The organism is Arthrobacter sp. MSA 4-2 (genome assembly GCF_016405885.1).
Classification (GTDB): domain Bacteria; phylum Actinomycetota; class Actinomycetes; order Actinomycetales; family Micrococcaceae; genus Arthrobacter_D.
This window is the reverse complement of the sequence record NZ_JAEKGC010000004.1, coordinates 286,439-292,438: the sequence shown is the minus strand read 5'-3', so window position 1 is coordinate 292,438 and position 6,000 is coordinate 286,439. Positions and strand designations below refer to the sequence as shown.

Sequence of the window (6,000 nt, the reverse complement as noted above, 5' to 3'; positions counted from 1 at the left end):
TTGGCGTAGACAGCCACCGAAACGGCGGGGACGTTGTACTGCTCCGCGAGGGTGGCTAGGCGTTCGTCGATCCAGTGGCCGATATCTGCGAGATTTGTCATGCGGTTCAGTGTAGGTTCGCCAAGCAATGGAAATTTCGGTCCATTCGACTGATTTCCACCTATATTTTGTTTGTTCGTACAAGGCGCGAATGGCCGAATGGGAATTGCTCGATTGGGACTATAAGTAAAAGGTGTGTGAGGGTCCGAGGAACGGTTGAAAACTCCGCCATGTACAGCCGGTGAGAGGCTGCTCAGCGGCACGTACCCGCCGCGGTGCATGGGTTAAGCATCTTGTGATCCGTCGCCGGCTGTCAGGACGGAGCGTCCTGACAGCCGGCGACGGATGGGTGCCCTGTCGTTGATGCGGCCGGGGTTACTTGGCCAGGAAGGGCAGCAGGATCTCGTTGATCTCCGCTCCGTGCGTCCAGAGCATGCCGTGCGGCGCGTCCTCGATCTCGACGTACTCCGCGGCGGGCAGGCGCTTGTTGAACTCCCGGGCGGTGGCGTCGATCGGGAGGATGCGGTCGTCGGTGCCGTGGACGATCAGAGCCGGAACGGTGACCTTCTCAATGTCTGCGCGGAAGTCGGTGAGCCACGAGTCGACGACGGCGAAGGAGGCGTACCAGGACGCGCCGGAGGCCACGTTCCAGGCGTTGCGCAGGGCTTCCTCGCTCAGGCGGTTGCCGAGGAAGTTGTCCGTGTTGAAGAAGTCGTTGTAGAAGTTCGTGAACCAGGCGTACCGGTCCTCGGTGGCGGCGGTGCGGATACCGTCGAAGACGGTGGAGGGAACGCCGGTGGGGTTGTCGTCGGTCTGGAGCAGGAACGGCTCCAGGGATGCGAGGAACGCGGCCTTCGCGACCCGGGCTTCCCCGTAGGTGCCGATGTAGCGGCCCACCTCACCGCTGCCCATCGAGAAGCCGACCAGGACGACGTCGTTGAGGTCCAGGGTTTCAAGGACGGTATTGAGGTCGGCGGCGAAGGTGTCGTAGTCATAGCCTGTGGTGGGCTTGCTCGACTTGCCGAACCCGCGGCGGTCATAGGTGATGACCCGGTACCCGGCGTTCAGGAGGGCGGCTGACTGCTTCTCCCACGAGCCGCCGTCCAGCGGGTAGCCGTGGATCAGCACAACCGGCTGTCCCGTCCCATGGTCCTCGTAGTAAAGCTCGATATCGGTGCTGTTCTCGGTGCCGACTTTGATAAAGCCCATGTCCTACTTCCTTGTTTGATGTGAGAGAGGGGTCTTCCTCTCTTGGCGTTTGCATCGTCTCATCGACAATTCGCCCAGCAAACGATCAGACGAATTTTACGTTTTATGACCGCCCGCGTGCGGATGGTGGAAGGAACGCCCTTCGCACACCTTTCGACGGTTGAGAGGACGAAGCACAATGATCGAACATGCTGGGTACTATCTTTCCGGGAGGGTCAGTGAATGAGTTGAACCTGGGACAGAACACGCCGCGGAGCAGGTTTGAGGCACGGGCGGGCGGTCATTACGTTGGTCAGGCCGCTTACGTGGATGACGACGGCGATCATCGTATTTTCTTCCATACGGCGGTGATCGATGAGTATGCGGGGCAGGGAATCGCGGGGACGTTGGCTGAGTACGCGCTCAGCAAGACGGTCGCCGGGGGGAAAATCATCGTTCCTGTGTGTCCGTACATCAAGAGTTACCTCGCCCGTCATCCCGAGTATGTGCCCGACGTTCTGGAGCCGACGGAACCGCTCCTTAGATTTCTGGACGGCGTGCTGCAGTCCCGGAAACGGTCCGCTGCGCCGAAGGGACATGATTGACTCTGGGGACCGGGGAGCGCCGTCGGTTTGGCAGGTGAGCCGATACGGGATCCGCGGTATGCGCGCCAAAACCTCCTTACCGAACAGCCACGAAGGGTACCCGATTGATGCCAGATTCTCAGCACCCCCCGAGCCGACACACGACCCCGGCGGGTCTGCGTGCTCTGTTCCTCAATTGCACACTCAAACGCAGTCCCGAGCTGAGTCACACCTCCGGTCTCATCGATAAGAGTGCGGACATCATGCGCGCGAATGGGGTGGAGGTGAACATCTTACGACCGGTTGACCTCGACATTGCGACCGGCGTTTACCCCGACATGACGGAACGGGGGTGGGACCATGACGACTGGCCGACTGTCGCCGCTGAAGTGATGCGGGCCGACATCCTCGTTGTTGCCGGGCCTATCTGGCTCGGCGACAACAGTTCGATCACTAAGCGGATCATCGAACGCCTCTACTCGATGTCGGGTGTGACGCAGGCCAATGGTCAGTTCCTGTACTACGGGAAAACGGCCGGGGCACTGCTGACCGGGAATGAGGACGGCGTTAAGCACTGTGCAATGAACCTCCTTTACAGCCTCCAGCACGTCGGCTTCTCCATCCCGCCTGCCGCCGATGCAGGATGGATCGGGGAAGCCGGTCCAGGACCGAGTTACCTCGACCCAGGCTCGGGCGGACCGGAGAACAACTTCACGAACCGCAATACCACCTTCATGACCTGGAATCTGCTTCACATGGCGGACATGCTGCGGCGCAATAACGGTATTCCTGCCTGGGGGAATCTCCCCGGGGAATGGAGAGACCGCGATCGTTCCAAGTCGCATCCCAACCCTGAATACCGCTGATCAAACCGGGGGGCGGGCCGGGGGTAACAGAGAAATCAACTCCGCTCCGACACCTATTCTTGGAGCCATGGCACTATCACGAAAGCCGCTTCCCGCCGCACGGGTCTCGGACGAATCCCACCGTGTGACCACCTTCGAGCTTTTCTTTGACCTGGTCTTCGTCTTCGCCTTCACCCGGGTCACGGGTTTCATGGCGCACGAGCATTCCTTCCTCGGGGTCCTGCAGGGGATGATTATCCTGACCCTGCTCTGGTGGTCCTGGGCGTCGTTCTCCTGGCTCTCCAACCAGACCCATGTCGATGAGGGCCTCATGCGGCTGGGGTTGTCCGTCGTCATGATCGTCATGTTCCTCGCCGCCCTGGCCATCCCGGAGGCTTTCCATGACCTCGAGGGCGGCCTCAGCGGCCCCGTGGTGCTGGCGTTGTCCTACGTTGTCGTCCGCGTCCTGCACCTGAGCCTGTACGCCTATGCGGCGGGAGATGACGAGCCACTGCGCCGGCAGATCGCCAAGACCGCCGGTGGAGTGGTGCTCGGTTCGGCGCTGATCGTGACCGGGGCCGTGGTCGGAGGTCCCGCGCAGACCTGGTTCTGGCTTGCCGGCGTCGGCGTGGACGCTGCAATCACCTACCTCACCTCCAGACATGGGAACTGGCGGGTGCACTCGGCGGCACACTGGACCGAACGCTACGGACTCATCGTTATCCTGGCCCTGGGTGAATCGATCGTGGCGACCGGCGTCGGCGCCTCCCAGGAGCCCGTGAGCACCCCGATCCTGATCGGCGCCGTCTTCGGGGTGGGCCTGTCCATCTGCCTGTGGTGGCTTCACTTCGATGTCACCGCCATCGCCGCCGAGCACCGGTTCGCCGCGCTGCGCGGAGCCGAACGAGCCGCAGCCGCCGTCGACGCCTACACCTACCTGCACCTGCCTATGGTCGCCGGGATCGTCCTGTCAGCACTCGGGGTGGAAGACGTCCTGGCGCACGTCTACGAGACAGGGCCCTTCGGCGCCCTAGGCGCCTTCGCCCTCTTTGGCGGCGCGGCCCTGTACCTGCTGGGCAGCGCCGGATTCTGGCGGCGGATCGGCGGCGGATGGAACAGGTTGCGGCTCGGCGGCGCCGCTGTCCTCCTGGCCCTGATCCCCGCCGCGGCCCAGATCCCCCCGCTGGCCGCCCTGGTCCTGGTATCCGCCACAGCCGCCGCCCTCGTCGCCCTCGAGACTCTCCTGTACCGCCGGACTCGACACGCCATACGCTCGGGGCACTGACGGGAATCAGCTTCCGCACTCCGAAACCGGGTCAGCATCTTGACGCCAAGGCTCTCGAGGACGACCTGAAGTAGACCCGGTGGCCGTGCTGCTCGCTGTTGTGCCGCAGCAGTCCGGGGCCCGCCGCTGCAGCCGCGGCCCGGGTCGGTGTACTGACGATGGGAGGAAGCTCCCACAGTTAGCATTAAGATCATGGCCAACTCATCAGGCGTCCCCGCCGCCGATAAGCGCTCCCTTCCTGGACTGATAAGGGCAAGGACCTCGCCGGCATTCACCGAGCCGCCTGCACGCGCCGGCCTGACCCGGGCGTCCTGGGTAGGAGATCGTCTTCGTTCATGGGCCATCGTTCTGCCGTCCTCGTTCGTTCTGGGCGCACTCACATCGCTGGGACAAACCTATTTGCCGGAGTCGCTTCATTCGTTGGCGAACTCCGCCGGCGGGTGGTCGGCCATGGCGTTCGCGCTGGTGTGGCTTTCACGGAGCAGGTACCTGAGCGGAATTGTTCTCGGGGTTGCTTCCTTCTACCTCCTCAACGTCGGGTACGCAGTGATGTCCGACCTTCGCGGATATGTTTGGTCACTAAGCCTGAGTAACTTTTTCGTCCTCATGAGTTTCGTCGCTGGGCCTCCCATTGGTCTGGCCGCGGCCTGGATGCGCAGCCGGTCCACGTGGGTGGTTGCCATAGCGAGCTCAGCGTTGCCCGCAGTGCTGATAGGTGAGGGAATCTACGGCTTGACCGTTGTGGCTGAAACGACCAGCCCTGTGTACTGGATTACCTCAATCGCATCTGGAGTAGCGTTCCTGGCCGCAGTGAGCTTTATCCGGCTCCGCTCGTTCGCTCCGACAGCCCTGAGCGTCGGCTTGACCGTCATCGGCGCAGCCGCTTTCCTCCAGATCTACTGAGCCGACGGTTCACCCGGATAGGAACCAGCTCATCGGGAACCGTGTGACCACAGCGATGCCGGCACCCCTTCTGGAAATCCCGCTCGAGGTCCCTCGGTAGATCCCTGCCAGCGGGCACTCTCGCCGTGCCGAAACTCCTTCAGGGGGACGGTCAAGCGGTGGACCAAAGGGAAGGCGAAAGCGCATCGCAATGGGGCAGTTACACGGTTACGCAGGGAATTTAACGTGAGCCGCGGAGGTCTGTTGCAGACGACCGAGCTGAGCCTGACTCGCGAAGCCTTTCGCTACGAGATCGAATAGCAGCGCTAGGCTGTGATGTTGTTCGCCAGTTCGTGCTTCTCCTGAGTGACCTCCACCGGCAGGTTTGGCCTGACATTGTTGTCAAACCAGGCGTCGTGCTGCGTGGCCGCCTCCCAAATCTCCACAACGGTCATTCCGCCTTCGCTCTCATAGGCGTAGTGGGCGTTGAAGCCGGGGGCCGCAATGAGTTTGTCCCTGAGAGCGGCGGCGATGCCTTCATACTGTTCCCGGGTCAGCCCGGGCACAAAATTTTGGACCAGAACAGTCATGGCGGACTCCTTTTGAGGCGACTGCCGGCCGGGCGGAGGGATCCGCGGACAGAGCCGGCACAGCCGAAGCCTACGCCGGTAGCGACGGCTGCGACAGGGCTCGATGGTGCCCCGGGGGCTGCGCTGACACCGTCGTGCACAGGGTCACAATCAGCATCATTTTGACCAGGCGCGGTCGCAAGAGCGCATCGCCGCTAAGGACACGTGTTGTTCACAGCGATCGCAAAAGGTCTCAGGGAGATCAGGAACTACACGTTGGAGCGGAACTCAACCACGGTCAGTAGACAATAAACCTCTGCTTGCAGGGCGCTCGAGGCTAACCCTCACTTCTGATGTGACCGGACCGCAGCGCGTGATTGTACCGCTCCGGGATCAGATCAGCAGGCGTTGACATTGGTACCCGATCTCCGCTCCTGCGCCCTGCCGCCGAGCGGCCGCGACAATACCGCCATGGTGGCACCGCCTCAAGAGGACGTCCAGTAACTTTCGTTCACCCTCAAATTCGATGCGGAGCTTCGGGGAACTCTTGGGAGAGGAATCCCCTCCCATACGAAAACTCAAACTCCGCCAGGTCGCTCTCGCGGGCT

The 6,000-nt window shown here is 62.2% G+C and carries 6 protein-coding genes; 4 read left to right on the top strand and 2 right to left on the bottom strand.

Annotated features, from left to right (window positions below):
- Positions 1-414: 414 nt before the first annotated feature.
- Positions 415-1,248, bottom strand: a complete 834-nt coding sequence (locus I6N91_RS06670) for an alpha/beta fold hydrolase (RefSeq protein ID WP_198811776.1) — start codon at positions 1,246-1,248, stop codon at positions 415-417.
- A gap of 218 nt (positions 1,249-1,466) precedes the next feature.
- Between I6N91_RS06670 and I6N91_RS06665 the strand changes: the two genes are divergently transcribed.
- From I6N91_RS06665 to I6N91_RS06650, 4 genes are all read left to right on the top strand, one after another.
- A complete protein-coding gene (locus tag I6N91_RS06665; protein WP_307843267.1) occupies positions 1,467-1,832 on the top strand; it encodes a GNAT family N-acetyltransferase in 366 nt (121 codons plus the stop codon).
- 107 nt (positions 1,833-1,939) lie between these two features.
- Positions 1,940-2,677, top strand: coding sequence for a flavodoxin family protein (locus I6N91_RS06660; protein WP_198811772.1), 738 nt, complete (start codon positions 1,940-1,942; stop codon positions 2,675-2,677).
- A gap of 67 nt (positions 2,678-2,744) precedes the next feature.
- Positions 2,745-3,941, top strand: coding sequence for a low temperature requirement protein A (locus tag I6N91_RS06655; protein ID WP_198811770.1), 1,197 nt, complete (start codon positions 2,745-2,747; stop codon positions 3,939-3,941).
- Between the two features lie 192 nt (positions 3,942-4,133).
- The gene (locus I6N91_RS06650; protein WP_198811768.1) at positions 4,134-4,844 is read left to right on the top strand and encodes a DUF6518 family protein; all 711 of its coding nucleotides are present in this window, start codon (positions 4,134-4,136) and stop codon (positions 4,842-4,844) included.
- Between the two features lie 305 nt (positions 4,845-5,149).
- On the opposite strand, the gene I6N91_RS06645 is transcribed toward I6N91_RS06650, so the two are convergent.
- A complete protein-coding gene (locus tag I6N91_RS06645; RefSeq protein ID WP_198811766.1) occupies positions 5,150-5,413 on the bottom strand; it encodes a hypothetical protein in 264 nt (87 codons plus the stop codon).
- Positions 5,414-6,000: the final 587 nt, after the last annotated feature.